Consider the following 24,959-nt stretch of genomic DNA (forward strand, 5'->3'; position numbering starts at 1 on the left):
ACTATCAAAAGTAATAAAACATATGTTAAGACAAATACTTGTATTGGGAGCCGGAAAATCTACAGCTTATTTATTAGATTATTTACTTGGTAAGGCAAAAGAAGAAAACTTACATATAACTATAGGAGACCTACAACCGCAAAATATAGCTCCAAATATTGCAAACCACAATGCGTGTACAGTTGTTGGTTTAGATATTTTTAATATTGAAGAGAGACAAAAGCTAATACAAAGTGCTACTATAGTAATATCTATGTTGCCTGCTAGTTTGCACATATTAGTAGCTAAAGATTGTGTTGGTTTTAAAAAGCATTTAGTTACAGCATCTTATGTTAGTGATGAGTTAATGGGCTTAGATAAGCAGGTTAAAGAAAATAAACTTGTTTTTATGAACGAGATAGGATTAGATCCTGGTATAGATCATATGAGTGCCATGCAAATTATAGATAATATTAGAGAGCAAGGCGGTAAAATGTTGTTGTTTGAGTCTTTTACTGGTGGTTTAGTAGCGCCAGAGAGCGATACTAATTTATGGAACTATAAGTTTACTTGGAACCCAAGAAACGTTGTTGTTGCAGGTCAAGGCGGTGCAGCAAAATTTATACAAGAGGGTACTTATAAATACATACCTTATAACAAACTGTTTAGAAGAACCGAATTTTTTAATGTAGAAGGTTTTGGTAGGTTTGAAGGCTACGCAAACAGAGACTCTTTAAAATATAGAGAAGCTTATGGCTTACAAGATGTACTTACTTTATATAGAGGAACAATGCGCAGGGTTGGTTTTTCTAAGGCTTGGAATATGTTTGTAGAACTAGGAATGACAGATGATAGCTATACTATTGAAAACTCTGAAAATATGAGTTACAGATCGTTTACCAATTTGTTTTTGCCATATTCACCAACAGATTCTGTGGAGCTTAAATTGCGTCATTACCTAAAAATAGATCAGGATGATGTTATGTGGGGTAAGCTGCTAGAGCTTCATATTTTTGATGATTCTAAATTTATAACTTTAAAAAATGGTACTCCTGCTCAAATATTACAACAAATTTTAGAGCAAAGCTGGACGTTAGATAAGGATGATAAAGACATGATTGTAATGTATCATAAATTTGGCTACACACTTAACGGAGAACAAAAACAAATAGACTCTAATATGGTTGCTTTGGGTAAAAACCAAACGCATACTGCAATGGCAAAAACTGTTGGTTTGCCAGTTGCCATAGCAACCTTGCTAATTTTAAATAATAAAGTTAAAAATTACGGTGTGCAAATACCTATAACTAAAGATATTTACGAGCCTATTTTAAACGAGTTACAAGAGTATGGTATTGTGTTTAAAGAATATAATACAGAGTATAAAGGGTACAATTCTACAGTAGAATATAGTTAGCATTTAAAGCTATATAGGTATATTTACGGTTAATTTATAACTAGACTTATGAAATTTGATAACGATAGAATAAAAATTGACGGAATAGACAAGAAAATTATAAGGTATCTAATGCAAGATGCTCGTAAGCCTATTTTGGAAATTGCTCGTAAAATAGGAATTTCTGGTGCTGCAATTCACCAACGTTTACGTAAGTTAGAAACGTCCGGACTTATGTCTGGTTCTAAGTTTGTTATAAATCCTAAAGTTTTGGGCTATACCACAATGGCATATATTGGTATTTTTTTAGATAAAGCTATGAGTAACCCAAGTGCAGTTAAAGAGCTAGAGAAAATTCCAGAGGTTTTAGAGTGTCATTATACTACGGGTAACTGGTCTATTTTAATAAAAGTTTTGTGTAAAGATAATGAGCACCTTATGCAGGTGTTAAATAAAGAAATACAACAAATACAAGGTATTTCTAGAACAGAGACTTTTATATCATTAGATCAGCAAATAGATAGGCAAATACAGATATAATTGTAGCTATTTATGACAAATGTTCTAGTTTTAAACTCATTTTAATAGTAAATTTGCGGCGTGAAACAAACGTTACTCATAATAGCATTTATTATATGTCTTAAACCAATATTCCCGTTTATGGAGTATGTGGTTAATTATGATTATATCTCTAAGGTTTTGTGTATAAATCAAGACAAGCCAGAGTTAGAGTGTAATGGTAAGTGTGCTTTAATGAAATCTATAGAGAAGTCTACACAAGAAGAGCACAATGAGCAAGGTGTTGTAAAATCTGAGTTTCAGTTGTTGTTTCATCAAAATAGTGAAGATCTTTTTTTGAGTTCACAATCTACTTTAGAAAAAAAATCGAAAATACTTTCTGCAGAGAGTACCTATAACTACAAATCGGTTTTTGGCCTTTTACGTCCTCCTATTTCTTAAATTTTATTAGTTAAGCTTCGTATTAATGTGATTTTTCAGTCTTTAGTAAAATCATAATTTCTTTGTGTTGTTTATTATCAACCTAAAGCTTAACAACGACGCTGTTTATTTTTTTAAAAAAAGTCAATACTCCCATTTCGTTTTATAGAAATATGGTGCTGTAATATGATTTTTTTAGAACTAAACGCACAATAAAATCATACAAAATAGAATAAGAAATAAGTAAAAGTTTAAAATGAAAACAAATTTTTTAAAATCGATAGTAGTAAGTTTTAGTTTAATAGCATTAGCATCTTGTTCGTCTGATGATGACGGAGATATGGATAATGTAAATCCAGGACAGGTTACTTTAGAGTTTGATAGTGGCTTTGCAGGAAATGAGTTAACACTAGGAACGGCCAATACAGCAAATGCAAACGGTGAGGCTTTAACAGTATCTCGTTTAAACTACATAGTAAGTAACATTGTTTTAATAGATGAAGACGGTATGGAGTATACATACCCAAAAGAAAATAGTTACTTTATTATTAGTGAAGATTCTAATGATGAGCTTGCTGATAATACAGAAATAGTTTTAGAAGGTGTGCCAGCTGGTACATACAAGGCAGTTAAATTTGGTATTGGTGTAGATAAAGAAAAATACGACCAAGGTTTAAGCGGAGCAGGAGATTTTTGGGATGCTGCTAGTGAGTATGATATGACATGGTCTTGGGCTTCTGGTTACAAGTATATTAATTTTGAAGGAGCTTATACATCTGGTACAACTACAGATGAAAATTTTAAAGTTCACTTGGGTAGAGCTAGTGATGAGGTTACTAATTATACAGAAACAACTATAGAGGTTCCTGCAGGTTCTGCAATTATTGTAAATGAAGATATGGCTCCAGAAGTACATATTATTACAGATGCAAATGCACTTTTAACAGCTAAAGAAGCAGTAAGTTTAGAGGCTTATGGCAATGCAATTATGGGTGGCGAAGGTGCTGTAAAAGTAGCGGCTAACGTACCATTAGTTTTTAAGGTAGATCACGTACATAATAATGAAGCTGGTAACAGTAGTCATTAAAATTTAATAGTGTGTTACGGGCCTGGTTTTAGTTTTGGTTTTAGCTGGGCTTGTAGCTCCTATTTTTTATTTAGTTGATATGAAGAAAATTAGTTTCTTTTTAACTTTGTTAGCTGTTGTGGGTTGTCAAAATAATGACGATGGTTACACCAATGTTTCGGTAGAACTAGAGGTGCCAGCTCATTTTCCGGAGGTCACGTACAACTTAACTAACAACCCGTTAACAGAAAACGGAATAGAGCTTGGTCGCAAATTGTTTTATGATGGTGCAGTATCTTCTACAGGTACAATTTCTTGCGGATCTTGTCATGAACAAAAATATGCATTTACACATCACGGACATACATTTAGCCATGGCGTAAATGATTTAGAGGGAACAAGAAACACGCCGCCTGTGCAAAATATGGCTTTTTTAGAAAATTTTGCCTGGGATGGTGCAACTGGTCATTTAGACCTTTTTCCTGTAATTCCTATTACTACAGAGGTAGAAATGGATGAGACGCTAGAAAATGTTATAGAAAAACTGAAGAACAAATCTGGTTACAAAAAACTGTTTGCTGAGGCTTTTGAAGATGGAGAAGTGAATTCTGAAAACTTTTTGTTAGCATTATCGCAGTTTATGGTAACTATGATTTCTGCAGATGCAAAGTATGATAAGTACATAAATAAAGAAGTTCAACTAACCGAAGTGGAAGAACAGGGTTTAGCTCTTTTTGAGCAAAAATGTGCTAGTTGCCACGCTACAGCATTGTTTTCTGATGGAAGTTTTAGAAATAATGGCTTGCAACCTAATCCTAAATTAGATGATATAGGAAGAGGAAAAGTAACTGGTTTTGTGGCTGATAATTACAAATTTAAAGTGCCAAGTCTTAGAAATATAGCGGTAACAGCGCCATATATGCATGATGGGCGTTTTGGATCTTTAGAGGCGGTATTAGCTTTTTATAATGAAGGAGTTGTAGATTCAGAAACGCTAGATCCGTTGTTAAATAACAATGGTAATTTAGGTATTGCTACAACAGAGGATGAGAGGGTAGCAATTATTGCTTTTTTAAATACCCTTACGGATAATACCTTTTTAACAGACGAACGATTTTCAGAAAAATAGAATATGAAAAAATTAATAATAATAGCATATCTATTGGTTGTGTGCAATGTGTTTGCAATACATAAAACGGAGCCAACAGATAGTTTGCAAACGGTGACAACTACAAAGCATTACATTTTTGAGGACTTTTGTGACACTTGTGGCTGTAGTGGTAATGGCGGTAGTATGGGGTTTGGTACTGGTTTAGATACTAATTTTACAGGAGTGCGTTACATATCTCAAAGTTACCAATCTAGAGATGGTATTTTTAACGACTCTCCTTGGATAGATGAAAACTTTAATACACTACAGGCTTGGGGTAGAGTACCAATTGGCAAGCGTTTTTTGGTAAATGCAATTGTACCTTATCATTTTCATAATAGAGAGTTTGCAAACAAATCTTCTCAGGATATTAATGGTTTAGGAGATATAACAGTTTTAGGTTTTTACAAAATATTAGCAAAACAAGATAGTATTATGGTGGTTGGCCCACAACACTCTTTGCAAATAGGTGGTGGTGTAAAAATGCCAACCGGTAGTTTTGATAGAGCTAATAATACGGGCAGTGTAAACACCAGTTTTCAGCTAGGAACAGGGAGTTGGGATTATGTTACGGCGGTAAATTACGGACTTTCTCATAACAATTGGGGAATGTCTGCAATGGTAAATTATACTTTTAAAACAAAAAACTCTAAAGACTATCAGTTTGGTAATCAGTTAAATTATGGGTTAAATACTTATAAAACATATTACTTGTCTACTAATTTTGCGCTAACACCTGCAATTGGTGTTGGTGGTGAAAATTATAGTGAGGATGAGTCTTACAACTTAACGGTTTTAAATACGGGTGGCGATGTCTTTTTTGGTAAGCTGAGCGTAGAGGTTAGTTATAAAAAGTACTCTTTAGGTATTACAAGTATGTTGCCAATAGATCAGGATTTAAACAACGGAAAGGTTGAGGTTAAAAACAGGTTTTCATTGTATTTAAACATTAACATATAGCAAAGTAAAGTTGGGTGTAGTGAGCAACGCTAACTAGAGTTGGTTCTAATGGTTTGGGGAATTTTTTAGAGCAACATTATGCCCAATAAAAAAGGGTGTCTTTTAAAGACACCCTTTTGCTTTTTATGTACTGTAAATAGTTAATCTCTAGCAAATACTTGGTAAGCCCAGTATATTAAAGAGGCTAATGCACCTAAAGCAGCAACTAAATATGTTCTGGCAGCCCATTTTAAGGCGTCTTCAGCGCCAGCATATTCTTCTTGGCTAAGCATATTTTTATTTTTTAACCAAGCTAATGCGCGGTTACTGGCATCGTACTCTACAGGTAAAGTAACAAAACTAAATAATGTAGCAAAACCCATCATTACCAAACCGGCAACTGCTATCCAAAATCCTACACCACCAGCAATACCAGACACTGCCATTAAAACAACGCCCCCGTAAACTACCCATTGAGACATACTAGATGTTACACTAACAATAGGCACTAATTTAGAGCGCATTGTTAGCCATTGGTATGCTGTAGCGTGTTGTACTGCGTGTCCGCATTCGTGAGCTGCAACCGCTGCAGCAGCTGCATTGCGTTGGTTGTAAACACCTTCACTAAGGTTTACTGTTTTATTTGCTGGGTTATAATGGTCTGTTAACATACCAGGAGTAGAAATCACTTTTACATCTCTAATGCCATTATCTGCTAACATTTTTTCAGCTATTTCTGCGCCACTCATTCCGTTGCGTAATTGCACCTTAGAGTACTTTTTAAATTTGCTTTTAAGTCTATTGCTAACAATCCAGCTAACTAAAGCAACTGCACCAATAATAATATAATATGTATACATAGTTTGTGTTTTAAAAAATAAATATAACAATTAAAAAGCAAAAACCTCGCCAAATTTAGCGAGGTTTATTTTACTGACATGTGTTTAAGTTTATGCTAATGCTTCTTCCCAACCAAAAGCTTCAAGAATTTCATTGTAAACTATTTTACCTAATACAATGTTTAAGCCTTTATGTAAAGAGGCGTCTTTTTTACAAGCAGCTTCCCACCCTAAGTTGGCTAGTTTTAAGGTGTAAGGCAGTGTTACATTGGTTAATGCCATTGTAGAGGTGTAAGGTACAGCTCCTGGCATATTTGCAACAGAATAATGTACAACATCATCTATAATGTAGATTGGGTCTTCATGGGTAGTTGGTTTGGTAGTTTCTACACAGCCGCCTTGGTCTACGGCAACATCTACTATTACAGTACCGGGTTTCATTTCTTTTAGCATATCTCTGGTGATAAGGTTAGGAGCTTTAGCGCCTTTTAAAAGTACACCGCCAATAATAAGATCATGTGTTTTAATGTGTTTTCTAATGTTAAACTCGTTAGAAAATTCTGTTGTAACATGTGGTGGCATTACATCATTAACATAACGTAAGCGTTTCATGTTTACATCTAGTATGGTGACGTGCGCGCCTAAACCAGCTGCCATTTTAGCAGCTTGTACGCCAACAACACCAGCGCCTAAAACCAAAACTTTGCCCGGAGCAACACCAGGTACGCCACCTAAAAGTACGCCCCTACCTTTAACTGGTTTCTCTAAGTATTTTGCACCTTGTTGTATTGCCATTCTTCCTGCAACTTCAGACATTGGAGTTAGTAGTGGCAAAGTGCCGTCATTGTCTTCAACAGTTTCGTAGGCAATACATATAGCTTTTTGCTTTATCATAGCTTTGGTTAATGCTTCACTAGATGCAAAATGAAAATATGTAAATAAAATTTGTCCTTCTTTTATAAGCTCGTATTCTTCTTCTATAGGTTCTTTAACCTTTACAATCATTTCACTCATTGCGTATACTTGTGCAATGGTGTCTAAAATTGCTGCTCCTGCTTGTTGGTAGTCTTTGTTGCTAAAGCCACTGCCTAAGCCTGCGCCAGATTGTACGTATACGGTGTGATTGTTTTTTGTTAACTCAAAAACTCCACCAGGTGTCATACCAACTCGGCTTTCATTATTCTTAATTTCTTGTGGGATACCAACAATCATAATTAACTATTTTAGATTTTGGTGCTAAATTAAATTAATTATTAAAATTACTTCTAATTAATCGATAAAATTAAGGGGTGTGTGGTTAAAATTATCATTTAAATAAAAAACACCCCTATAAAAATAGGGGTGTGTCTAAAATATATTGTTTTTTAAGGTTTTTACCCCACAATGTTTATTATTTTTCCTGGAACTATAATTACTTTTTTAGGTTCGCGACCTTGTAATTGAGCAATAGTTTTTTCATGTGCCATTACTGTAGCTTCAATTTCATCTTTAGATAAGTCTAATGGCAATTCTAATTTAAAGCGCATTTTACCATTAAAAGAAACAGGATATTCTTTACTGCTTTCTACAAGGTGTGATGCATCAAACTTTGGAAAAGGAGCTGTTGCAATAGAAGTTGTGTGTCCTAATTGCTGCCATAATTCTTCTGCTATATGTGGTGCATAAGGAGAAACTAAAATGGCTAAGGCTTCTAAAATTTCTTTACTAGTGCATTTTTGACTAGACAACTCGTTTACACATATCATAAAGGTAGATACAGACGTGTTAAAAGAGAAGTTCTCTATATCTTCTGCAACCTTTTTAATGGTTTTGTGTAATGTTTTTAAGTTGTCTTTTGTTGGTGTAGCATCTGTAAATTTAGCGCCATTGTCATCTAAATATAAACGCCATAGTTTTTTTAAGAAACCGTGAGTACCTGTAATACCAGCAGTATTCCAAGGTTTAGATTGCTCTAATGGGCCTAAAAACATCTCGTACAAACGCAAACTGTCTGCACCATAATCTTCGCAAATACTATCTGGACTAACCACATTGTATTTAGATTTAGACATTTTTTCTACCTCACGCTTAACCTTAAAAGTACCATCTTCTTCAGTAATAAATTCAGCGTCTTTGTATTCTGGTCTCCAGTTTTTAAAAGCTTCAATGTCTAACTCATCTGAAGCATTTACGAAAGAAACATCTGCGTGTATTAATCTAAAAGAAACTTCAGAAAGTTCATTTTCAGAAATTCCTTTGCTATTTAAAACTTTTAAATGTTCCTTATATTTAGGATGTTCTGAATGCAGGTAGTTTGGACCGTCAAATAACCCTGCTGATTCATAAATTTGTAAACTTTTATCATTGTGAAGAGCTTCATACACAAAAGCACTTGTACCTGTAATCATTCCTTGGTTAATCAGTTTTTTAGCAAACTCATTTTTAGGAACAACGCCTTTATCAAACAAAAATTTCTGCCAAAAACGTGCATATAATAAGTGTCCGGTTGCGTGCTCACTACCACCAATGTATAAATCTACATCTTGCCAGTAGTTAATTGCATCATTAGAAAATATGGCATCTGTGTTATTTGGATCCATATAACGGTTAAAGTAAAAACTACTACCTGCCCAACCTGGCATTGTGTTTAACTCTAACGGAAATATAGTGTCATTGTTTATTTCACTATTGTCTACAACTTTATTTTCTTTAGTGCACCAAGCCCAAACGTTAGCGTTACCTAATGGTGGTTCGCCAGTTTCGGTTGGTAAGTATTTTTCTACCTCTGGTAATGTAATAGGTAAATGTTTGGCATCTATCATTTGTGGCATACCATCTACATAATACACAGGAAAAGGTTCTCCCCAGTAACGTTGCCTGCTAAAAACAGCATCGCGCAAGCGGTAGTTAATTTTACCTTTACCGTGGCCTATTTTTTCTAGCTCGTAAATGGCTAGTTTCATTGCTTTTTTATATGGTAATCCGTTTAAGAAATCTGAATTGGCAATTATAGTTTTTTCTTTATCTGCATAAGCTTCTTCAGAAATATCTACACCTTCAAAAACATTAGAGATATCAATATTAAAATGTTTAGCAAAATCATAGTCGCGCTGGTCACCACAAGGTACTGCCATAACAGCTCCTGTTCCGTAGCCGGCTAATACGTAATCTCCAATCCAAATAGGAATAAGTTTTTTTGTAAAAGGATGTTCTGCGTAAGCGCCAGTAAAAGCACCAGAAATGGTTTTTACATCTGCCATACGCTCGCGCTCACTACGTTTTGCAGTGGCTTGTATATAATCTTCTACTTCTTGCTTTTGCTCTGGTGTTGTAATAGTTGCAACAAGCTCATGTTCTGGAGCAAGAGTCATAAAACTAACTCCAAAAATAGTATCGGGGCGAGTAGTAAAAACATCTATTTGCTCTTTATGGTCTTTTACATTAAAAGTAACAGATGCACCTTGACTTCTTCCAATCCAGTTGGTTTGTGAGTCTTTTAAAGGTTGTGGCCAGTCTATTGTATTTAAATCATCTAATAAACGTTGTGCGTAAGCAGAAATACGCATACTCCATTGTGTCATTTTTTTACGAATAACAGGATGTCCGCCACGTTCTGACACTCCGTTAACAATTTCATCATTAGCTAGCACAGTACCAAGAGCAGGACACCAGTTTACTTCGGTTTCTGCTAAGTATGTTAGTCTGTATTGTAATAAAATTTCTTGTTGCTTTTTAGTGTCGTATGCTTGCCACTCATCAGCAGAAAAAACATTAATATCATCATCAGAAACAGCATTTACGGTTGCGTTTCCTTCTTTTTCAAAAACCTGAATTAAGGTAGAAATATCTTCAGCCTTATTGGTGTTGTTATTGTACCAAGAATTAAATAACTGAATAAATATCCACTGTGTCCATTTGTAATAATCAGGATTAGAAGTACGTACCTCACGACTCCAATCAAAAGAAAAACCAATTTTATCTAATTGTTCTCTGTACCTGTTAATATTTGTTTTAGTAGTAACTGCAGGGTGTTGCCCTGTTTGTATAGCATATTGTTCTGCCGGTAAACCAAAAGAATCGTATCCCATTGGGTGTAACACATTAAACCCTTGGTGTCTTTTATAACGAGCATAAATATCACTTGCAATATACCCAAGTGGGTGGCCAACGTGTAACCCTGCACCAGAAGGGTAAGGGAACATATCTAAAACGTAAAATTTTTCTTTGTCAGAATTATTTTCTGCTTTAAAAGTTTGGTTTTCTGCCCAATATTTTTGCCACTTGGCTTCAATTTCTTTAAAATCGTAGTTCATATGCTTGTCTTTCTAGACGTTATCTAGTGTTAAATACTGGGGCAAAAATAAGGTTAATCATTGAAAGCAGAAAGTGTATTGTTGTGCTTTTAAAGTCTATCTGTATAGAAAGTATTGTAATCCAAATTACTTTACTATTTTTACGTAATGTTTTAAGTTATGAGTAAATCTTTTGAACGTTATCAAAAAAGGAAATTAATTTCCTCTTATTTTTCTGTAGTGCTTAGTATAGCTTTAGTATTATTTTTACTAGGTATGCTTGGCTTATTGGTGCTTAATACCAAAAAAATGGCAGATCATTTTAAAGAGCAAATTACGGTTTCGGTATTTTTAAAGGACGAGGCAAAACAAGTAGAAATAGACCAATTGCAAAAAAGTTTAGCAATGGCAGATTATACTAAGCAGGCTATTTTTGTATCTAAAGAAGAAGCTGCCGAGCAACATACAGAGGTAATAGGAGAGAATTTTATAGAATTTTTAGGGTACAATCCTTTAAAAAATTCTATTGATGTACAATTAAAAGCAGACTTTGTATCGCCTACCCAAATTGAAGAAATAGCAGAAAATATACAAGCAAAAGATTATGTTGAGGAAGTAAGTTATGATAAACCCCTTATTTCTTTATTAAATGATAATGTAAAAAAAATTAGTTTGTGGATATTAGTAGCTAGTGGCATATTTGCATTTATTGCATTTTTACTAATTAACAGTTCTATACGTTTGTCTGTATACTCTAAGCGTTTTATAATAAAAACAATGCAAATGGTTGGGGCAACAAAACGCTTTATACGTAGGCCTTTTTTATGGACAAATATAAAGTTAGGAATGTTAGGTGCGCTAATAGCAATGATAGGTTTGGCTATAACTATATATTATGTAAACGATTTTTTTCCAGAATTAACTTTATTTCAAGATCCATTAACATTAGGGTTGTTATTTGCTGCAATTTTTGTTCTGGGTGTATTAATTTCGTTTATAAGTACATTTTTAGCTACACAACGTTTCTTAAATCTTAGGACAGACGATTTATATTATTAGATTTGCACTGTTAAAAATTAGATAAGGATTAAATTTTTTACAAAATGAAAAAAAATAGTAATACCACAGGAGAAGATTCTAAAAGAGAATTTATTTTTCAAAAGAAGAATTATATTTTTATGGCTGTAGGTCTTGCTTTTTTAACGCTTGGTTTTGTGTTAATGAGTGGTGGTGGTAGTGATGATCCAAATGTTTTTAATCCTGAAATATATAATTTTAGAAGAATTCGCCTTGCACCAACTTTGGTGTTAATTGGTTTAGGTATAGAGGTGTATGCCATTTTGTTAAATCCACACAAGAAGAAAAACTAAATTTTGGACATATTACAAGCAATTATTTTAGCAATTGTAGAAGGTATAACGGAGTATTTACCAGTATCATCTACAGGGCATATGATTATAGTTTCTTCTTTTTTTGGGATTGCCCAAGAAGAATTTACAAAATTATTTACCATAGTAATACAATTAGGAACAATACTATCTGTATTTGTACTTTACTTTAAACGCTTTTTTCAGAGTGTAGATTTTTATTTAAAGTTACTAGTTGCATTTATACCCGCAGTAGTTTTAGGTTTGTTGCTTAGCGACGTTATAGACTCTTTGCTAGAAAGTCCAATAACGGTAGCCATATCTTTAGTATTAGGAGGTTTTATTTTATTGCGAGTAGACCATTGGTTTGTAGACTCTGAAGAAAAAGAAATTACATACTTAACAGCACTAAAAATTGGCTTTTTTCAGTGCTTAGCTATGATACCTGGTGTTAGTAGAAGTGGAGCAAGTATAGTAGGTGGTATGTCTCAAAAACTATCTAGAACAGTAGCAGCAGAATTTAGTTTCTTTTTAGCGGTACCTACAATGTTAGGTGCAACTTTAAAAAAGAGTTACGACTTTTATAAGCTAGGATATACATTAACAGGGGAGCAGGTTAACTTGTTAATTATTGGTAACGTAGTTGGTTTTTTAGTAGCCTTATTTGCTATAAAAACTTTTATTGGCTACTTAAGTAAACACGGCTTTAAAATGTTTGGTTACTACCGTATTGTAGTTGGGTTAGCAATATTGGCAATTCACTATTTTGTATACCCATTAACAGTAATCTAATTTTTAAAGCGTGACAACCAAAGAGGAATTTTTAGAAGGGCAAATATTGCTTATAGATAAGCCATTAACCTGGTCATCTTTTCAGGCAGTAAATGCTTTAAAATGGGGTATTCGCAGAAAATTTGAACTAAAAAAAATTAAAATTGGCCACGCAGGTACATTAGACCCTTTGGCTACAGGTTTATTAATTATTTGCACTGGTAAATTCACTAAAAAGATACCAACACTACAAGGTCAAGTTAAAGAATATACAGGAACTGTAACATTGGGCGGTACAACACCATCTTATGATATGGAAACTGAAGTAGACCAAAGTTACCCAACAGAACATATTACAGAAGAGCAAATAAACGCTGCTACTGCTAATTTTATGGGGAAAATACAGCAAGTTCCACCCGTTTTTTCAGCATTAAAAAAGAATGGTAAACGTTTGTATGAGTATGCAAGAGAAGGGCAAGCTGTAGAAGTAAAATCTAGAGAAGTAGAGATTACAGAATTTGAAATTACAAAGATAAATTTACCAGAAGTAGAGTTTAGAGTAGTGTGTAGTAAAGGCACCTATATACGTTCTTTGGCCAACGATTTTGGTAAAGCATTGCAAAGTGGCGGATACTTATCTGCCCTTAGAAGAACCAAAATAGGTGATTTTAACGTAGATAAAGCAGTAACCCCTGCAGATTTTCATACCATAGTGTTGGGGATGCCTAAACCAAAAGAGTAGTTAAATCTATATTTTTTAAAAAGAGTATAAAATATTTTTTTAAAAAACGGGTTATTAGTTATATGCTTAAAGATAGTAGATACTTATCATTTTTAATCACATTCTTTTCTATGTCTATTGTAGTATTGTCTTTGTACAATATACACTTAGGAGCAAAGGAGAAGGAAGAGTATGTGGTAGAACTAGCAATGCTAGAAGAAGATGAAGAGTTAGAGGAGATGCAGAAAGAAGAAGAACAGCAGCCTACCCAACAAAAAGAGATTAAAAGCCATATGGCGTATAATGAAAAGGCAAAGCCAACCTATGGTAATCCAGAGCCTTTAAAAACGCTAGAAGAGTTAATGGAGGAAGCTAAGTCTGATGCAGAAAGCGACCCAAACTCCAAACTAATAAGTTCTGAAAATGGTTACGCAGCTAGTCTAAAAGAATTAGCAAAAAAACGAGAAGAAGCCAAGCAAAAGTTAGGTGAAAAAGATGCAAAAAAAGATGAGGTTTCTCATAACTTAGCAAAACGTAAAACATCTATTTCTTTTTCTTTAGTAAAACGAAATGCTTATGATTTACCACCACCAACATATACGTGTATAGAAGGTGGTAAAGTGGTTATAAATATAGAGGTAGATAGCTTTGGTAACGTTACAGATGCAGAATTTAATAAAAAGAGTTCTGGTACTAGTAATGGGTGTTTGGTAGATAATGCTATAGAGTATGCATTAAAATCTAAATTTAGTAACTCATCTAAAGAAAAGCAAAAAGGAACAATTACCTACCTATTCCAAGGCAAGTAATTGTGTTAAGTCTTCAATAGTATTTTGGCCTTTATCTTTATTGTACCAAACTTGTAAATCTTGTTTAAATTCTGGTGTTAAACCACCATTTTTAGCCTTAAAATCTTCAACAATTTTAGTTAGTTTACTAGGTCTTGGCCCCCAATCACCTATAACTTCTTGCGTGTCTTCATTAAAGGCAATAAGTCTAGGGATAGATAATGTGTTATTGTATAAAAAATGATTCATCAACTCTAGGTTTTCATCTCTAAGAATCACTTTTACATCAATATTAGGATTTTGATCTGCAAATTTTTGCATTACGGGCATAGATTGTGCAGCGTCTCCACACCAGCTCTCTGTTAAAACCAACCACGTTGTTTTGGCTTTAACTTGTTTTATTTTGCCAATAGTAGCATCGGGTAGTTTTGTTGTTTTATCTAAACGCTTCATACGTTTATCATTAAGCATAGTGTAATTTGCTAAAGCATCTGTTTGTACAATACCAGTAGATTTGTTGTTAGCAACCAAATTACGCATTAGTTCTCTATACTCTAAGTAAGGCATAGCAGAAGAGATTGCATTGGTTAATAATGTGGTTACTGTATTATTTATTGTGTTTGTAGAATTCATAACTAAAGGCTTTACTTTTTTATTCAAAAATAATATAGAAACTATTTTTATAAGCTGATAATCGTCATATTGGTAGTAGAAAATTATAAAAACTTACAATGTATATTGTTAAGATAAATTTAACAGAATTGCATTACAATTAGTTAACATAGTAGAGTAAACTTAAACTTTAAATAATAGATTTCTAACATAGAAAAAATAGATTTGATTTTTTTAATTGTTGATCCATTTTTTATGAAAAGTATACGACCAGATTTACGTGATTATGAAACATTTTCTCTTTATAAATTTTTAAAGGAGAAAAAGATGGATAGCTTAAATGAGAATGTTTTTGAGGTAGTTTTTGATAAAAATGAATATTTATACGAGCCGCCTAAAGTAGAAAACTATATTTATGAAATAGTAACAGGCGCTATAAAGCTGGGAGGGTACTCAGAAAAAGGAGATGAGTATACTTACGCTGTATTACACACAGGAGAGTTTTTTGGAAACTTAATGTATTTAAACGGTCAGTTTTCTGAGTTTGCTAAGGCATTAGTAGATGTAAGAGTTAGAGTATACGATTTAAATTTTTTTAAGAAAGAAGTAAAAAGTCACCCTATTTCTGCAGAATGGTTTTTTAGTTATTTAACCAAAAGGTGGTATATGGCAGAAAAAAAGCTTTGCAAAGTAAATGAAAGGTCTATTACAGATAAGTTAAACTTTTTAAAAACAGTATATAACTTTAATGTTTTAGATGCTAACGGTAAAGCTTATAATATACATTGTTTATTAACCCAAAAAGATAAGGGTGACCTTATTGGGGCCACCCGACAAACTATAGCTAATGCTTTAAAAAATAATCAGTTTGTTTTAGATAAAATACCTGGGTAGAGAATTCCGTCTTTTGCGGTAAAGTTTAATTTAAGTAACTCACTAATTACAGGAGCTACATCTTCTAGTCCTATTTTTTCTATGGTTTTACCCTTGTTAATGCCTGCTCCAAAAGCAACAAAACCAGTTTCTATTTCTTTAAAGTCCGGAAAAAAACCGTGCGTGCCTCCTCTTCTAGGAGATAGTATACTGCCATTGGACCTAGCAGACATTGCAATACCAGGTATTGGTGCTAAAGCTAATACAGCATTTGGGTCTGCACCAATTTTATCTAATTCTTCTCTGTTAACCACTCTAAATAATTTTTTAATATTATCAGGTAAATTATTTAGTTTGTTGCGAACTTTTTCAATCGTTTTTTTGTCTTTTTTATCCTTTACCATTAAAAATGCAGAAGCTCCAGATGTGTGAAAAGTAGCTTTCCAATTTCCTCTATCTTTTTTACTCTCCATTAAACCTTCTTCTACCAACCAAATATTAGGGTTTAATGCAGAATGTATGTCTACAAAACCGTGATCACCAGTTATAATAAATGTTGTTTTATTTTCTATGCCAGCTCTTTTAGAGGCTTCCATAATTTTACCAATAGCCCTGTCTACTGCAGCAATAGAAGTGTATACTTTTTCGCCATCTCTGCCTTGCTCGTGCTGAAAATGATCTACAGCAAATAAATGAATAGAAATAAAGTTTGGCTTGTATTTTTCAAGTGTATATGCCGCCATCTCTCCAATTCTATCTTCTCTATTTAGATAATCGCCATTAAATGTATTCTTATTTAATTTTCCCAATACTTCTTCTTCCATTTCAGCTAAAAAACCTTTAGGAGTTTCAAAATCTCGCATAGGTTTAATACTACCGTAATCTCCTTTTAAATACCAATATTCTGGTATGTTGTAGTTTACATCTGCGCCTACAGACACAGGCCAAAGAAAACTAGCGCTTGTTTTGTTAGCTTCTTTAACAGCGGTCCAAAGTGTTTTTGTTTTAATAAGATTGTTTTCCCAATACCAACGACCAGTTTGTCCTTTTTCTTCAAAAGGACTATTGTAGTAAATGCCGTGTTCTTTTGGGTAAGCACCTGTAATTAAAGTAGTGTGTGAAGGGTATGTTACAGATGGAAAAATACCTCTAACTCCTTTAGCAGATACGCCTTCTTTAACCATTTTTTTTAAATTAGGAGCCGGCCACTTCTCTTCTAAATAAAAATCTGGTCTAAAACCATCTACAGAAATTAAGATTACGTGTTCTGTAATTAACTTTTCTTGCGCCTCACAAATTTGAGAGGAAATTAAAAGGCTTAATAAGTATACAATTTTTTTCATATTATTTTTAAAATGAAGGGCTTGCTTAATTATTATTAGCAAACCCTTCTACTATTAAACAAAAATTAAAATTCTTAATTAAAGGTATATCTAGCACCCAATTGCAATCTCCAAGGAGTTCCGTTTATAGGCTCTGTTCCGCTAGAAGTTTGTACAGAATAATTATAGTTTTGGTTAGTTTGATCAAAGCCAGTTATTCTCATTAAGTTTCTATTGCCAAAGTTGTGAGACTGTCCCCAATCTTTATTTAGCATATTGGCAAAGTTGAAAATATCCATAGATAACTCTAAACCTTGTTTTTTATTTTTAGTTTCAAAACGCTTTTGCAATCTTAGATCTACAAATGCAGAAAAAGGGTTTTTTCCGCCGTTACGCTCAGCAAAACTTCCGTAACTATCTTTTAAATACTCTTTAAAACCATTTGGAGTTTCTGGGTCGTTTAGTATTTGGTTGTAGCCGTCTATAATAGTTTGTGGAGTACTTGGGTCATTAGGATCAAAAATATAAGCAACATCATTACTTAGGTTAAAGTCTCCGTTAGCACTAGTGTTACTATTTACTTTAAAAGTATATCTAGTACCTCCTTGGCCAATTACTTTTGCACCTAATGTAAAACCTTTCCAGGTAGGTGTAGCACCGTTTACAACAAGTTTAGTGTCAAAATGGTTGTCTGCAAAGCCATAGTTTAAATCTCTAGGATCTCCAGATACAGGTAAAAAAGTAGAGGTGTTAGCAACACAACAATTGTATGATGAGTTATCTTTAGATCTATTAAAAGTAACACTTGCGTTTACATAACCATCTTTCCCAATTTGTGCAGAGCCTTCTAAAACAAAAGCAAGGTTGTCTAACACACCATCAGAAGTCATTACTAAAGTTCTACCAACTTGGTTAGATATTCTAGAGTTTTTCCAGTCTACAGATCCGTTTTCTGTAATAGTATTTGCAGGTACAAAAACCTCTCTTCCTTGTTGTGTAACAAAGTAAGGTTCTTTAACTAAATTAGCTTCTTGGTATGTGTAATTATTTTTGGTATGGCTAAATAAAGTATTAAAGCCAAGACTATATTTACTGCCAAAAAAGTGAGTGTAGCTTAAGTTAGCTTTGTATGTTGTTGGTACTTCAAAATCTTTACCCACAGCATTTATTGTAGAAAAAGGAGTAACACCAGCAGGTACACCAGGAACAGTATTAGGGTTATTACGATATGATTGAAAATCTGGCGTAGGAACATTACTGCCAGTAACATCTATTGCGCCTAATAGCGTGCCACTATTTTGAATATTGTTTACTTGTGCGTAGTAGTGAGGTTGAGCAGAAAAAACGCCTCCTCCTAATTTAAATACGTCTTTATTTTCTCCTTTTAGGTTGTATGTAAGCTGAAACCTAGGTTGTATATTGTTGTAGTCATCTAGCTTCTCATCTGTACGTATACCTAATTCTTGGTCTACTACCGGATTGTATTCTGCAGCGTCTAAAAACTTAGTTGCATCCCAACGTACGCCGGCTACCAAATTTAAATCTGGGGTAATATCAAAATCTACTTGTGCAAATAAAGATAAATCTAAAACGGTTTGCTTAACAATAGGTAAACCTTGTAAAGGTACTTCTCTAGCGTATCTAGAAGGAGTTAAGTTTTCAAAATCATCTAAAGAATCAAAATAAAAACGACCATTTTGCTCATTAGAAAGTAATGTCTCTAATGACGTAATCATATTATCTGTACCAAATGTAAAGTTTGCATTGTCTGTATTAATGTAAGTAGTGTTTGTAAACTGTATCTGATTTTCTACATTAGTTTCAGGAGAATAACGTTGCCCACCTAACTGTACACTTTTAGTACTGTTGTTCCCGTTTGGTAAAACAGATGATACCTGTACTATTGCTCTTGGCATATTAGATGATGGCAGTTGTGAGCTAGGTGTGTAAGCCCTTTCTGCGTGTTGGTATTGAAACTTAAATTCGTTAGTAACAGTAGGACTAAACATAGAGCGTAAAGAAAGCATAGTACTATTTTCTTTAGATGCAAAATCTGAATATGTTTCTGCTAATTCTATGCTAGAGTTGTCACTAACACTAAAAGGATTATCCCATTTGTTGTATAAGTTACGTAGTGTAAGTCTGTGCTTGTCATTTATTTGCCAATCTAAACGAATAAAAAGGTTATTTGCTTCAGTTTCACGATCAAACTGACCAATTTGTTGTTGGTTACCCAAGCCGTATGAGTTTCTACCAATGCTTAAGTAGCGGTCTAAATTGTTTTGTGTTATGCCTAATCTATTCTCATCATCTGTACTTTGTATATCTGCAATATACCTAGGTTCTCCGGCATCTTGTCTTTCAAAAACAGCAAAAAAATGAAGTTTGTCTTTAACTATTGGTCCGCCTAAACTAACACCATACTGAGAATTGTAAAAATCTGCAGTACGCTCTTGTCCTTGAATGTTGTATTTACTTTGTAGGCCATCTGCTCTGTGGTAAAAGAAAGTACTACCTTTAAATTCATTAGTACCAGATTTGGTTACAGCAGAGATAGATCCTCCGGCTTGTCTGCCTTGTGTAACATTATAATCATTAGTAGAAACTTCAAATTCTCTAATAGCTTCTTGTGATATTGTGTAAGGTCCGCTACCAATATCGCCAGCAGTTAGTTGGTTTCTTGCATTAGTACCATCAATAGTTACATTGGTAGAAGTTCCTCTTTGTCCACTTAAATTATAGCTTCCGCCACCTTGCAGTGGAGATAAACTAGTTAAGCCAGTAAAGTTTCTTCCTTCAGTAGCAAGTTTTTTAATTTGGGTAGCTCCAATTTTTGTAGAAGCACCAATTTGTTCAATTCTTTTAGATAAACTGTTAGATGATACTACAACTTCATTTAATGTTGTAGAAGACTCTTGTAGTTCAAAATTAATAGTAACTGCATCACTTAAATTAAGCATAATACCTTCTCTAACAGATTCTGAGAAACCTAAGTATTTTGCCGTAACCTTGTATGGTCCGCCTAATGGAAGTTGTTGAAATTTAAAATCTCCGTTTTCATTAGTTAATGTACCAGAGATAAAGCCTGTAGAAATATCTTTTATTACAATTTCTGCACCCATAAGAGGTTCTCCAATGTTATCTTTTACAGAGCCTTTAATAGTTGCATTTGTAGCTTGTGAATAGGAGTTTAGTGAAGTTCCTAGTAAAATAAATAAAGCTATTACCCGTAAGTAATTCTTGTATTTTGTTTTCATTTTGTATAGTTTGTTATTTAATTGGCTGCAAAAGTAGTGGCAGCAACAAACTGAAAAATGTTAGTTTTTAACATTACTTACGGACTTAACCTTAAGTTTAATATTTGATAATATAGGAGTTGTAATGCTGAAAACTATAAATTTAGTTTTTTAATTATTTTTTGTGTGTTTGCAAGCATATTTTTGTTTGGTTCTTTAGACTTATTATTGTTTTAAATTAAATGAATTATAAAAATTTAAAATAAACTTACATACCTTTAAAACATATAACTAATTAAAATTATGGAAAAACATAGATGTGGTTGGTGTGTAGGAGATGACTTGTATGAAGCATACCATGATGAAGAGTGGGGAACTCCTGTAAAAGATGATAAATTGTTATTTGAGTTTTTAATTTTAGAAACTTTTCAGGCTGGGTTAAGTTGGATAACAATTTTACGCAAGCGTGAAAATTTTAGAAAAGCCTTTGATAATTTCGATTATAAAAAAATTGCAAATTACAAACAAGATAAAATAGATGTTTTGCTACAAGATGCAGGCATTATTAGAAATAAGCTAAAAGTGAACTCTGCTATAACCAATGCAGCTGCTTATATAAAAATACAAAAAGAGTTTGGTAGTTTTAGTGTGTACATATGGAGCTTTGTAAACAACAAGCCAATAAAAAATGCGTTAACTAATTATAAAGAAGCACCTGCAAACACGCCTTTGTCTGATGCTATAAGTAAAGACTTAAAAAAAAGAGGATTTAAATTTGTAGGTAGTACAGTTGTTTATGCTTTTATGCAGGCAACGGGTATGGTTAATGATCATGAGGTTAATTGCTTTAGATATAATGAAGTATAGTATGTTTAGATTAAAAAATATTGGTTTCTCTGTTGTTCTACTTTTTTTCTGTGTGATAACAGTTGCAGCTCAAAATAAAATAGAAAGAGAACACAGAATTTTAAAATCTCAGTTCCCAGAAATTAGTTACACCAAAGAATTGTTGGGTAATGATGTAAAAAAAATAAAATATTACAAAGAAATTGGTGCGCAAGAAGTTGTGTACAGAGCAAAATTTAAAAAGGTAAAATTGCAATATCAAATGCAGTATTCTGCAAATGGAGATTTACAAAATATAGGATTTAGAATAAAGCAAGTAGATTTTCCTTTTGAAGCTTTTACCGCCATAAATAATCAGTTAGTAGAATCTTTTGATCAATTTAAAATTAGAAGAATGTACCAGCAATATCCTGTAAAATCTAAAGAAGACGAAGATACTGTGTACAAAAGTGCTTTTATGAATTTAATGGTGCCAAATATGGAGTACAAACTATTGGTTAAAGGTAAAAAAGATAATAAAAAAGTATATAAAGAGTATTGGTTTTCTGCAACTGGTAAACTTATAAAAACAAGAAATATGTTACCAGCTAATTTTGATAGGGTTTTATATTAACGACTAAAATAAAAATATGAGAAATAATTTTTTAATGCTTGTTTTATTACTAACATTAATAAGCTGTGGTAATAGTGAGAAATCTGATCTTAGCAAGCGATTAGATATTTCTGATGCAAGCGAAAAGTATTTATCTGGCAATTCTGAAGTTGCTAGTCAGTTAATGGAAACTTATGTTTTAAGCGAAAAAGAGAATGAGTATGCTTGGGCACTTTTAGGTAATACGTATATTGATTTGGAGGAGGATGCTAAAGCTAAAAATGCCTTTGAAAATGCAGTAAGAGTAGATCCAAAAATGGAAGAAGCAATTACAGGTTTAGGAATTGTTGCTCGTATAGAAGGTGATTATGAAAAAGCAGCTGAGTTGTATGAAAAAGCAATAGCAATAAACCCTAAATACGCAGAGGCTTACTCTAGTTTAGTTGTAATTTATTTAAAGCAGAAAGAGTTTGAAAAAGCAACAGAGGTAGGAGTTAAAAGTTATGAGTTAGATAAAGGAAACCCTGTTATAGCAGCAAATTTATGCGTTGCCTTTCATTATGCAGGAGATTCAATTTCTAGAGAAAAATATTTTAATGAAGCCAAAATTAATGGATACCCTAATCTGGTAGGGATAAGAAACATTATAGAAGGTGAACTAACTGTTTTTGATTAGTTTATAATACTAATAAATTACATCCTCTAATATCAGAATTGTCAAACCTACCAATAATTTCAAAGCTTTGGTCAGGGTGTACTTTACCTAAATCTTGTGTGGCAATAAACGAGCAGGAGTTTACATTGGCTAAATCTATAATATTAATTCCGCCTGTTTTTCCTGTTTTTTGTAGTGTTAGCGGATCTTCTGGGTCTCTAGTTAGTACTTTCATCCACGGAGGAGTATTAAAAATACCATTTCCTTTAGAATACCCTTGAGAAAGTAACTCGGTCATTCCATACTCAGAATGTATGTTGGCAACGCCAAAACCATTTTTTAATTCTTGGTGTAGCTCTTCTCTAATTAATTCTTTTCTTCTTCCCTTCATACCACCAGTTTCCATAATAATGGTGTTTTTAAGGTGAAGTTTGTATTGTTCAGCAACATCTAATAGAGCAAAAGAAACGCCAATTAAAAGTACTTTTGTGCCTTTTTCTTCTAGTGATTTTAGTTTGGTAACCAGAGCATCAATATTATGCAAGTAAAAGCCGCTATCTGGGTGTTCACTTTTTTTAATAAGATCGTCTGCCATATATATTAAAGAAGATCCTTCTCGTTCTAAATAAGACGGTAGTAAAGCCAAAACACAATATTCTTTTATGTTACCGTAAAAGTGCTTAAACCCTTTTAAGTAACTATCTATATAAACTTGCACATTAGATACGTAGTGTTTGCTGGTGACCATACCAGTGGTACCACTGCTGCTAAAAGTTATTTGAGGAGTGGTATTATTTATAAGTACCTTTTTACTTTTAAAAAACTGAATAGGTAAAAAAGGAATATCTGTGTAATTAATTACGTTGCTACAATCTTTGTGTAGATGATTACAAAATTCCTGATAGACTAAATTATTGTTGTACTGAAATTTAAATACATCTAATGCCGTTGTATTAAAATCTTCTTTAGTCTGTATGTTAAAAATAGTTTCTGTATTCATTTTTACAAATAATAGTACAAAAGTAAGCAACTACTTAGTTGTAAAAAACAAAAAGCCCTAACAAGTTGTTAGGGCCTTTATGTGGTTGTTTGGGTTTAATTTTTATTTCACGACTAATTTGCGTGTCACTGTTTTTTTATTTTCTGTTACTTGCATTAAATACATCCCAGGAATTAACTTAGAAATATTTAATTGTTTAGCAATTAACCGTTGTTTTAAAACTACTTCGCCAAAAATATTATAAACAACAATGTCTTTAGCTCTGTTTTCTTTAGTAGTAATATAAACGGTTCTGTCCGCTACCGGATTAGGGTATAGTTTAAAATCTGCAATTTGGGGAATATTGCTATTTTGCATAGGTAAGTTAACTACCTTTTCTTGGGCAGAAACTAGCAAGCAAAACGTCATTAAAAACAAAATGTAGATTTTCTTCATTTTTTTTTGCTGATTTGGGATTAGCTGTGTAAATGTAGAGTAAGTGTAAGCTTAAAAATATTTAATGTTGTGAAAAGGGAATTATTGTAGGTTAAATCACCTTTTTTTAGTTGTTAAGAAATAAAATTTTGAAAAATGCGTTGCTCGGATGAACTGCAACTTTCTATTTAATAATAAGTTTACGTGTAGCAACTTTATCTTTTTCAAAAATGCGTATTACATATACGCCAGCATCTAAATTAGAAACATTTAACTCTTTGCCAATTAATTTAGTATCTAGTGCTTTTGTTCCTAAAACATCAAAAACTAATATTTTTTTAGGAGCATTTTTTTTAGTGCTAATGTAGATTTTGCCATTAGTCACAGGGTTGGGGTAAAGCTTTAAACCTTCAATATCAGACACCTTTTTAGTGTCTTGCCCAAAGGCAACCACTGTAGAAAAAGCAAAGAATAATACAAGGTATAATTGTTTCATATAAAGCTGTATACAATAAATATACTACAAATATACTAAACTGAAGCTTTTAACGTTGCAATAAATTTAACATTTTCGATAAACGGAAAAAACTTTTTTAAAAGAAAGAAAAAACCTCACAAACTATAAGTCTGTTTTAAGCATAAAAAAACCGCCTAAACTGTGTTTAGGCGGTTAATCATTTATTTTTTATGTCTCTTATAATCCAACTGTCCAACCGGTAGCCCAGTCAGGAGCATCAGCGCCATTACCAGCACCAGTTGCAGTACCTTCTGTGTAGAAGTCTTGTTTAGCACCTGTGTAATCAGTTTCAACAAATCCAGTTGCTTTAGCATCAAATTGGATGTTAGTAATTACTAAGTTACCAGCTTCAATTCTTGTTGCAGCAGGAGTATCAGAATCTTTTACAGATATTCCTTTGTTTACGCCACTAGTGTAAAAGTTGTCTATTGTAAAGTTTCCTCCACCTTCTTTGTAAAATAATGCCCCCTCTGTTACAGGACCAACAACAGTAATGTTACTTAATGTAGTTGTAGTTACAGGATTTACAGAAGCAGTTTCGTTTTTAAGGTTAGAGCCTTCTAAACCAGCTTTAGCAGAACCAGAAACATACCAGAATTCACCGTTACCATTCCATCCATCAGCAAAGTCAATACCATCATCACCAGCATTAGTAGAAACTAAATA

General features: G+C 33.1%; 24 protein-coding genes and 1 pseudogene. 15 read left to right on the plus strand and 10 right to left on the minus strand.

What is annotated here, in order from left to right; genetic code table 11:
• The first annotated feature begins 22 nt into the window (after positions 1 to 22).
• The 6 genes from ABJD66_RS11930 (at position 23) to ABJD66_RS11955 (ending at position 5,490) form a co-directional block, all read left to right on the plus strand.
• Entirely contained in the window at positions 23 to 1,396 is a 1,374-nt protein-coding gene (locus tag ABJD66_RS11930) for a saccharopine dehydrogenase C-terminal domain-containing protein (protein ID WP_348131917.1), read from the plus strand.
• Positions 1,397 to 1,444: 48 nt separating this feature from the next.
• Positions 1,445 to 1,915, plus strand: coding sequence for an Lrp/AsnC ligand binding domain-containing protein (locus ABJD66_RS11935; protein WP_100894795.1), 471 nt, complete (start codon positions 1,445 to 1,447; stop codon positions 1,913 to 1,915).
• Between the two features lie 120 nt (positions 1,916 to 2,035).
• Positions 2,036 to 2,335 (plus strand): hypothetical protein, encoded by a 300-nt coding sequence (locus ABJD66_RS11940; RefSeq protein ID WP_100894796.1) that lies wholly within the window; start codon positions 2,036 to 2,038, stop codon positions 2,333 to 2,335.
• Positions 2,336 to 2,570: 235 nt separating this feature from the next.
• Positions 2,571 to 3,401, plus strand: coding sequence for an MbnP family protein (locus ABJD66_RS11945; protein WP_348131874.1), 831 nt, complete (start codon positions 2,571 to 2,573; stop codon positions 3,399 to 3,401).
• Between the two features lie 79 nt (positions 3,402 to 3,480).
• A complete protein-coding gene (locus ABJD66_RS11950) occupies positions 3,481 to 4,509 on the plus strand; it encodes a cytochrome c peroxidase (RefSeq protein ID WP_348131877.1) in 1,029 nt (342 codons plus the stop codon).
• A 3-nt stretch (positions 4,510 to 4,512) separates the two neighbouring features.
• Complete coding sequence (locus tag ABJD66_RS11955; RefSeq protein WP_348131880.1) at positions 4,513 to 5,490, plus strand: transporter; 978 nt, start codon at positions 4,513 to 4,515, stop codon at positions 5,488 to 5,490.
• Between the two features lie 140 nt (positions 5,491 to 5,630).
• Here ABJD66_RS11955 and ABJD66_RS11960 read toward each other — a convergent pair whose 3' ends face one another.
• The 3 genes from ABJD66_RS11960 to ABJD66_RS11970 all read right to left on the minus strand — a co-directional run bounded on the left by ABJD66_RS11960 (position 5,631) and on the right by ABJD66_RS11970 (position 10,600).
• The gene (locus tag ABJD66_RS11960; protein WP_100894798.1) at positions 5,631 to 6,329 is read right to left on the minus strand and encodes a zinc metallopeptidase; all 699 of its coding nucleotides are present in this window, start codon (positions 6,327 to 6,329) and stop codon (positions 5,631 to 5,633) included.
• A 90-nt stretch (positions 6,330 to 6,419) separates the two neighbouring features.
• Positions 6,420 to 7,520, minus strand: coding sequence for an alanine dehydrogenase (gene ald, locus ABJD66_RS11965; protein WP_100894799.1), 1,101 nt, complete (start codon positions 7,518 to 7,520; stop codon positions 6,420 to 6,422).
• A gap of 161 nt (positions 7,521 to 7,681) precedes the next feature.
• Positions 7,682 to 10,600, minus strand: coding sequence for a class I tRNA ligase family protein (locus tag ABJD66_RS11970; RefSeq protein WP_348131885.1), 2,919 nt, complete (start codon positions 10,598 to 10,600; stop codon positions 7,682 to 7,684).
• 159 nt (positions 10,601 to 10,759) lie between these two features.
• On the opposite strand from ABJD66_RS11970, the gene ABJD66_RS11975 reads away from it, so the two are divergent.
• The 5 genes from ABJD66_RS11975 to ABJD66_RS11995 all read left to right on the plus strand — a co-directional run bounded on the left by ABJD66_RS11975 (position 10,760) and on the right by ABJD66_RS11995 (position 14,247).
• Complete coding sequence (locus tag ABJD66_RS11975) at positions 10,760 to 11,638, plus strand: permease-like cell division protein FtsX (RefSeq protein WP_303542906.1); 879 nt, start codon at positions 10,760 to 10,762, stop codon at positions 11,636 to 11,638.
• Positions 11,639 to 11,682: 44 nt separating this feature from the next.
• The gene (locus ABJD66_RS11980; protein ID WP_100894803.1) at positions 11,683 to 11,949 is read left to right on the plus strand and encodes a DUF3098 domain-containing protein; all 267 of its coding nucleotides are present in this window, start codon (positions 11,683 to 11,685) and stop codon (positions 11,947 to 11,949) included.
• A gap of 3 nt (positions 11,950 to 11,952) precedes the next feature.
• The gene (locus ABJD66_RS11985) at positions 11,953 to 12,738 is read left to right on the plus strand and encodes an undecaprenyl-diphosphate phosphatase (RefSeq protein ID WP_348131889.1); all 786 of its coding nucleotides are present in this window, start codon (positions 11,953 to 11,955) and stop codon (positions 12,736 to 12,738) included.
• 10 nt (positions 12,739 to 12,748) lie between these two features.
• Positions 12,749 to 13,459: a tRNA pseudouridine(55) synthase TruB gene (gene truB, locus ABJD66_RS11990; protein ID WP_100894805.1), complete on the plus strand. Its 711-nt coding sequence runs from the start codon at positions 12,749 to 12,751 to the stop codon at positions 13,457 to 13,459.
• Positions 13,460 to 13,521: 62 nt separating this feature from the next.
• Positions 13,522 to 14,247 (plus strand): hypothetical protein, encoded by a 726-nt coding sequence (locus tag ABJD66_RS11995; protein WP_100894806.1) that lies wholly within the window; start codon positions 13,522 to 13,524, stop codon positions 14,245 to 14,247.
• Here the strand turns inward: ABJD66_RS11995 and ABJD66_RS12000 are convergent.
• Entirely contained in the window at positions 14,230 to 14,859 is a 630-nt protein-coding gene (locus tag ABJD66_RS12000) for a thioredoxin family protein (protein WP_348131894.1), read from the minus strand. The genes ABJD66_RS11995 and ABJD66_RS12000 overlap by 18 nt on opposite strands.
• 234 nt (positions 14,860 to 15,093) lie before the next feature.
• Between ABJD66_RS12000 and ABJD66_RS12005 the strand changes: the two genes are divergently transcribed.
• Positions 15,094 to 15,732 (plus strand): Crp/Fnr family transcriptional regulator, encoded by a 639-nt coding sequence (locus ABJD66_RS12005; RefSeq protein ID WP_348131897.1) that lies wholly within the window; start codon positions 15,094 to 15,096, stop codon positions 15,730 to 15,732.
• Here the strand turns inward: ABJD66_RS12005 and ABJD66_RS12010 are convergent.
• The gene (locus tag ABJD66_RS12010; RefSeq protein WP_348131900.1) at positions 15,702 to 17,054 is read right to left on the minus strand and encodes an ectonucleotide pyrophosphatase/phosphodiesterase; all 1,353 of its coding nucleotides are present in this window, start codon (positions 17,052 to 17,054) and stop codon (positions 15,702 to 15,704) included. The two genes, ABJD66_RS12005 and ABJD66_RS12010, sit on opposite strands and share 31 nt — an antisense overlap.
• Before the next feature lie 74 nt (positions 17,055 to 17,128).
• Positions 17,129 to 20,290, minus strand: coding sequence for a carboxypeptidase regulatory-like domain-containing protein (locus tag ABJD66_RS12015; RefSeq protein ID WP_348131903.1), 3,162 nt, complete (start codon positions 20,288 to 20,290; stop codon positions 17,129 to 17,131).
• 282 nt (positions 20,291 to 20,572) lie between these two features.
• Here ABJD66_RS12015 and ABJD66_RS12020 point away from each other — a divergent pair, with 282 nt between their 5' ends.
• The 3 genes from ABJD66_RS12020 to ABJD66_RS12030 are packed head-to-tail and all read left to right on the plus strand — an operon-like array spanning position 20,573 to position 22,383.
• Entirely contained in the window at positions 20,573 to 21,136 is a 564-nt protein-coding gene (locus tag ABJD66_RS12020) for a DNA-3-methyladenine glycosylase I (protein ID WP_100894808.1), read from the plus strand.
• Position 21,137: 1 nt separating this feature from the next.
• Complete coding sequence (locus ABJD66_RS12025; protein ID WP_348131906.1) at positions 21,138 to 21,728, plus strand: hypothetical protein; 591 nt, start codon at positions 21,138 to 21,140, stop codon at positions 21,726 to 21,728.
• Between the two features lie 16 nt (positions 21,729 to 21,744).
• On the plus strand, positions 21,745 to 22,383 hold the full coding sequence (locus ABJD66_RS12030) for a tetratricopeptide repeat protein (RefSeq protein WP_348131909.1): 639 nt from the start codon (positions 21,745 to 21,747) through the stop codon (positions 22,381 to 22,383).
• Position 22,384: 1 nt separating this feature from the next.
• Here the strand turns inward: ABJD66_RS12030 and ABJD66_RS12035 are convergent, their stop codons facing one another.
• From ABJD66_RS12035 to ABJD66_RS12050, 4 genes and pseudogenes are all read right to left on the minus strand, one after another.
• Positions 22,385 to 23,362 carry an acyl transferase gene (locus tag ABJD66_RS12035; RefSeq protein WP_348131912.1) on the minus strand — a complete coding sequence of 326 codons (978 nt, stop codon included), beginning with the start codon at positions 23,360 to 23,362 and terminating at the stop codon, positions 22,385 to 22,387.
• 102 nt (positions 23,363 to 23,464) lie between these two features.
• The gene (locus tag ABJD66_RS12040; RefSeq protein WP_100894812.1) at positions 23,465 to 23,797 is read right to left on the minus strand and encodes a T9SS type A sorting domain-containing protein; all 333 of its coding nucleotides are present in this window, start codon (positions 23,795 to 23,797) and stop codon (positions 23,465 to 23,467) included.
• Between the two features lie 163 nt (positions 23,798 to 23,960).
• The gene (locus ABJD66_RS12045) at positions 23,961 to 24,272 is read right to left on the minus strand and encodes a T9SS type A sorting domain-containing protein (RefSeq protein WP_100894813.1); all 312 of its coding nucleotides are present in this window, start codon (positions 24,270 to 24,272) and stop codon (positions 23,961 to 23,963) included.
• Between the two features lie 198 nt (positions 24,273 to 24,470).
• Positions 24,471 to 24,959, minus strand: a pseudogene (locus ABJD66_RS12050) (hypothetical protein); the annotation flags it as partial.

Source organism: Cellulophaga sp., assembly GCF_039943695.1.
Taxonomy (GTDB): Bacteria; Bacteroidota; Bacteroidia; order Flavobacteriales; family Flavobacteriaceae; genus Cellulophaga.

What these genes read in the sequence shown, in the direction of transcription:
- ABJD66_RS11930 (WP_348131917.1), top strand. Translation starts at nt 23, where the DNA reads ATGTTAAGACAAATACTTGTATTGGGAGCCGGAAAATCTACAGCTTAT.
- ABJD66_RS11935 (WP_100894795.1), top strand. Translation starts at nt 1,445, where the DNA reads ATGAAATTTGATAACGATAGAATAAAAATTGACGGAATAGACAAGAAA.
- ABJD66_RS11940 (WP_100894796.1), top strand. Translation starts at nt 2,036, where the DNA reads ATGGAGTATGTGGTTAATTATGATTATATCTCTAAGGTTTTGTGTATA.
- ABJD66_RS11945 (WP_348131874.1), top strand. Translation starts at nt 2,571, where the DNA reads ATGAAAACAAATTTTTTAAAATCGATAGTAGTAAGTTTTAGTTTAATA.
- ABJD66_RS11950 (WP_348131877.1), top strand. Translation starts at nt 3,481, where the DNA reads ATGAAGAAAATTAGTTTCTTTTTAACTTTGTTAGCTGTTGTGGGTTGT.
- ABJD66_RS11955 (WP_348131880.1), top strand. Translation starts at nt 4,513, where the DNA reads ATGAAAAAATTAATAATAATAGCATATCTATTGGTTGTGTGCAATGTG.
- ABJD66_RS11960 (WP_100894798.1), bottom strand. Translation starts at nt 6,329, where the DNA reads ATGTATACATATTATATTATTATTGGTGCAGTTGCTTTAGTTAGCTGG.
- ald (WP_100894799.1), bottom strand. Translation starts at nt 7,520, where the DNA reads ATGATTGTTGGTATCCCACAAGAAATTAAGAATAATGAAAGCCGAGTT.
- ABJD66_RS11970 (WP_348131885.1), bottom strand. Translation starts at nt 10,600, where the DNA reads ATGAACTACGATTTTAAAGAAATTGAAGCCAAGTGGCAAAAATATTGG.
- ABJD66_RS11975 (WP_303542906.1), top strand. Translation starts at nt 10,760, where the DNA reads ATGAGTAAATCTTTTGAACGTTATCAAAAAAGGAAATTAATTTCCTCT.
- ABJD66_RS11980 (WP_100894803.1), top strand. Translation starts at nt 11,683, where the DNA reads ATGAAAAAAAATAGTAATACCACAGGAGAAGATTCTAAAAGAGAATTT.
- ABJD66_RS11995 (WP_100894806.1), top strand. Translation starts at nt 13,522, where the DNA reads ATGCTTAAAGATAGTAGATACTTATCATTTTTAATCACATTCTTTTCT.
- ABJD66_RS12000 (WP_348131894.1), bottom strand. Translation starts at nt 14,859, where the DNA reads ATGAATTCTACAAACACAATAAATAATACAGTAACCACATTATTAACC.
- ABJD66_RS12005 (WP_348131897.1), top strand. Translation starts at nt 15,094, where the DNA reads ATGAAAAGTATACGACCAGATTTACGTGATTATGAAACATTTTCTCTT.
- ABJD66_RS12010 (WP_348131900.1), bottom strand. Translation starts at nt 17,054, where the DNA reads ATGAAAAAAATTGTATACTTATTAAGCCTTTTAATTTCCTCTCAAATT.
- ABJD66_RS12015 (WP_348131903.1), bottom strand. Translation starts at nt 20,290, where the DNA reads ATGAAAACAAAATACAAGAATTACTTACGGGTAATAGCTTTATTTATT.
- ABJD66_RS12020 (WP_100894808.1), top strand. Translation starts at nt 20,573, where the DNA reads ATGGAAAAACATAGATGTGGTTGGTGTGTAGGAGATGACTTGTATGAA.
- ABJD66_RS12025 (WP_348131906.1), top strand. Translation starts at nt 21,138, where the DNA reads ATGTTTAGATTAAAAAATATTGGTTTCTCTGTTGTTCTACTTTTTTTC.
- ABJD66_RS12030 (WP_348131909.1), top strand. Translation starts at nt 21,745, where the DNA reads ATGAGAAATAATTTTTTAATGCTTGTTTTATTACTAACATTAATAAGC.
- ABJD66_RS12035 (WP_348131912.1), bottom strand. Translation starts at nt 23,362, where the DNA reads ATGAATACAGAAACTATTTTTAACATACAGACTAAAGAAGATTTTAAT.
- ABJD66_RS12040 (WP_100894812.1), bottom strand. Translation starts at nt 23,797, where the DNA reads ATGAAGAAAATCTACATTTTGTTTTTAATGACGTTTTGCTTGCTAGTT.
- ABJD66_RS12045 (WP_100894813.1), bottom strand. Translation starts at nt 24,272, where the DNA reads ATGAAACAATTATACCTTGTATTATTCTTTGCTTTTTCTACAGTGGTT.